The organism is Marinospirillum sp. (assembly GCF_014859565.1).
In genome coordinates this window covers 1-4,030 of sequence record NZ_JACUUA010000267.1, presented here as the reverse complement: position 1 = coordinate 4,030, position 4,030 = coordinate 1, and the positions used below count along the sequence as shown (strand labels likewise).

3 protein-coding genes are annotated in these 4,030 nt (G+C 53.1%); all 3 read right to left on the bottom strand.

What is annotated here, in order from left to right; all coding sequences use genetic code 11:
* On the bottom strand, positions 1-1,910 hold a 1,910-nt coding region (gene cas10, locus IBX50_RS18005), incomplete at its 3' end, for a type III-B CRISPR-associated protein Cas10/Cmr2 (protein WP_292257741.1).
* A complete protein-coding gene (gene cmr1 / locus IBX50_RS18000; protein ID WP_292257740.1) occupies positions 1,907-2,941 on the bottom strand; it encodes a type III-B CRISPR module RAMP protein Cmr1 in 1,035 nt (344 codons plus the stop codon). The genes cmr1 and cas10, both read right to left, overlap by 4 nt.
* 35 nt (positions 2,942-2,976) lie before the next feature.
* The coding region (cas6, locus tag IBX50_RS17995) for a CRISPR system precrRNA processing endoribonuclease RAMP protein Cas6 (protein ID WP_292257737.1) at positions 2,977-4,030 on the bottom strand (1,054 nt) is incomplete at its 5' end.

Below are 4,030 nucleotides of genomic sequence, written 5' to 3'. Positions count from 1 at the left end.
GGCACCAATTCTTGTAATACCTGACCGCGCTCCTTGCCTTGGCCGAGGTTTAAACCGGAATGGGCCAATTCCGCCTGTAACAGGCTTTCCAGTAGTGTGCGCTGCTCGGTTTTTTGCGAGGGGTTGAGGTCGTCCAAGGGGTTAAGGTTGTTGAGAAAAGAATCCGGCAAGCGGCGTAGCACTTCGATAATTTTAAAAATAAACTTGTTGGTAAAGGGCGAATCCGCCTCGCGTTCCTGAAAAACAGTGACCGCATCACTCAGTAGGTTGCTCTGCTGCCTTTTCTGCTCTACAAGATAATCCCAAGGTTGCGCCCATTCCAAGTGCAGGCCACCGGGTTTCCATACACGAATCGCCAGCGCATCACGCCCAGTTTGGTCTTTGGCGACGTCATCCAACAGGCTGTGGGCATCCTTGAGCACAAAGGTCAGGGGCGTTTTGATGTGGCAAAACTGGATGCCACCGGAAAGGCTAGTATTAATTTTCTGGTCAGCGGCTCGACCCTTATTTTGCTCGTCAAAGCATTGGGCATAAAAATTACGCAGCACCAAAGCCAGCTCCACCGCCTGGGGCAGGCTGACCAGTGCCAGCACATCATCGCCACCGGCGTAGACCAAAAAGCCATCATGCTGTTTGACTCGCTCGGGCACACCCTTGGTAAAGGCATTTAAGCCTCTGGAAATGCCTTCCTGCTTGTTTTTATCGCTCATCTGGCTGCCGAGGCTGTCGCCGTCCATTATCAGCACGGCATAAAAGCTGCTGGGTTCGGGTAGCTCGGCTATCTTTCGCAGATGATTCAGGGCGCTGAGAGTGCGCTTGGCTTGCTCGGGGTCATCAAAAGCCTTGCCCTGTTCCAGTTGGCTGGCATGAAAAACCACACCATCAATTCCGGCAAATTTGGTGGCGACTGAAGGACAGGCTTGAATCGCTTGATGCACGCAACGCAAGCGGCTATCGGTTTCGCTCAACTCCACCAGGGGTTCGGCTGCGGCGAGAAAGTCCTGCAAGGCGATGGCGGTGCTTGGATCGACAGCGGCTTTTTGCAACACGGCGGTGTACCAGGGCGCAGCGGCCAGGTGGTTCACTGAAGGCACCTGAGGAGGTAAAGGCCAGCCTTGAATCTTCAACCCGGACTTGAGTTCAGCCTTAAAGTCGACAAAATGCCGCACAAAGCGGCGCTTGACAAACCCCAAGGCGCTAAGGCATTCAGTCTCGCGTAGGTCTGTTTTTCCAGCCTTTACCTGTTGACGCTGACGCAAGCCTTTCCAGAAACTTTCCAGTTTTTTCTGATCGGGATAGATCAACCCAGAGAGTTCCTGAAACCCCTCCATCATCATGCACTTGATGCCCGGCTCGGCGTGCAGGCTATGCGAGCGCCAGTTTTTACGCCGATCCAAAAGATTACTCGCGGCGGGGTCATCACTTAAACACCAGTTGATTTCCCAGTAGTGGTTAATCTGGCGTGTCCAAATCGTGCGGGTTTGCTGTAATGAGAAAGCCGAGTCTTGTAAATCCGTAAGATAGGGCAGCAAATCCGTTTTCCAAACCTGCTCACACAAGAGTGTCCAAGCTGTTTGCATATCCTGAACCACCAGCTCTGGTTTGAAACTGGCATCCACCAGGACTTCCAGTGTTTTAAAGCGATTAGGTACGCTGCCTTGCTGGGGTAGTTGCTGATGATCTGCCTGTCCTTTCAGTGCCGCCAGAAATGCTTCATCAGGCAAGGGGAAATTAATTTCTCCACCTTGTTGCTCAACCGAAGCCATGGCGACACTGGAGAGCCAAGACAGTAAAAAAGAACCCGCCCAAAAATCGCGGGTCCGCCGCGCTTGGGCAACAAAGCCCTGCACCGGGCCGAGGGTCAGGTGAAAGTAGTGTTGCTTGTCTGTTGTTGCAACGGCTTCCGTCATAGCCACTTCTCCTGCGCTGCTTGTTTTAATCTGTGTAGCGGTTGCTCTGCCTCTGTTTGGCTGAGTGGGTAGTTGGGATGAAAAGCAGCCGGCAAAAAGCTCATCAGTGCAAAATAATCAGTGCCTAGAGGGTGAATGTGCATGATAAAGGGGCTAGTGCGGCGGCTTTGTGTGTCAAAATCAGCCAAAGGCAGGCCCATGCGCGACTTTTGTTGGCGATTCAAGCCGGTGCGGGCTTCCTTATAAATTTCACTCAGTTGGGCTAATGCCAGCCTGGGATTGTTCTTTTTTGCATAAAAGTGGACAGAAGAGGCCTCGCTCCAAGCAGTTATAGGTGAAGTAAAAGCCACATTGGCTGCGGGGCGCTCAACCGCCTGAAGGTGTTTTTGCAGCGCTTGAATGTACTCGGCCTGGCTTTTGAACGCATAGGATTCGCCATTAAGCTCCTTGATCGCCAGGCTGCCAAACCCACGTCTGGCACGACTGCCCAAACTACCCAAGAGGCCGAAAACAGCTAAAGCGTCCGTTAGTTGCCTGGTTTGTTCGGCGCTGATCTGCGCTTTAAGCTGGCAACTGACCAAGAACCGTGTGCCCTCGGCCAGAGCTTCTCGTTGTGATGTTTTATTGGTCTTCCACAAGCCGAAGCCAATAAAGCCACAGGCGGCATTGCCATCTTTTGGCCAGTCGTTGATCACCTTTAAGGTTTCCGGCTGACTCACTTTCAAAGTAAACAAGCCCTGGCCACCCGGGTTCTCTGCTTGGGTGCTTACCGCCGCACCAAAGAGCCTTGCTTCTTCTTGGTGGAGTTGATTCAGCGCCCGAGTGGTATCCCCCTGCGCTTGGCTCAAGCAACGCCCCCAGTTCAAAGCCCGCCACCAAAAGCGCAAAGCGCCTTTGACCGAAGCCGAACGAATACTACGCGCGCGCTGGTCGCCATCGCCGATAAACATCGGGGTAACGATTTCAAACTTGGCTTCCAAGCAGGCTGGTGTGTGCTGCTCTAAAGCCTCTATCCAGTGTTCCAGTTGCATAAGCTTCTCCTTGTTGTCCTTGAAGCGATTTGAAGTTAAACGTGATTAGTTTTTTTTACAAGCATTAAACGCCCCAGACCCAGAGTGCAGTTTTTTCCTAGGTTGACCCAGGGTAGTAGCGCTAACGCCGGTACATAGGTAGCCCAGTCACCTGTTAGCTTGATATCGCCCAGCAAGCCCCCCATTTTTAATGCTTGTTGCTGCCGGTTTGACCAACGCTTCCAGTCGACCCAACGGAGCTGGCTTTGCAGGCTGAGTTGTGCCAGATTAGACTGCCATTGTTCTGGCAAGGGTTCGGGCTGTCCGTAGGCTTGTTCCAGTAGATGCACCCGCCGTAACAAGGCTTTGAGTAATTGTTCGGCATCGAGTTGTTCTGCACGTAGTTCGCGTTGCTGTACACGCAGCCGCAAGGGGGTGATCAGTTGCAGGTGCAGCGGCTGACTGGAAGCACAGCATGCCATCATCTCAGTCGTTTCGGCGAGCGGCGCTTGTAGAGCAGGTAGATCGCTCGGTGAGCGAGCCGTACCTAAGGGCTGCCTATTCCAGTCCAGCCATTGCAGAGAGTCAAAAGCAAATACACGCTGGCCTTCTACAGGCTGTTGCGCGGCCAGCTTCCAGGCAGAAATCAGTGTGGGCAGCAGTGCCAAAGCATCCTGCCCAAAGAGGTTCATGCCAAAACTGAGGCGCTCACCGGCTTGCATCCATTGCGGCGGCCCTGGAGGCGGCGGGTTAATCACATAGGGCGGTGGTGGACGCTTGCCCTGCTGTTCAAATACCTGACCTTCTGGTTCAAAAACACGGTAATAACTGCAATGCGTGGTGAGCGGACAAGCTTGGCAGGTGGGGGCATTGGTCATGCAACTGACGGCTTTTAACCCATGACCGAAAAGCCCGCGCAATAACGATCCTGTGTAAAATGGGCGCTGCCAGCGGCGGGTTAGGGTAAAATGAATGATTAAAGGCTGAATAGGCAGGCTCAACCGGTGTTCCTCCTTGTTTTCTGGCAATAATAAAAAAATCAATGCTTGAAAAGAAGAGTGACTGCTCCCCGCCCTAAGCGCTAAAGCGCCACGGGCGAGGCTTCCAACT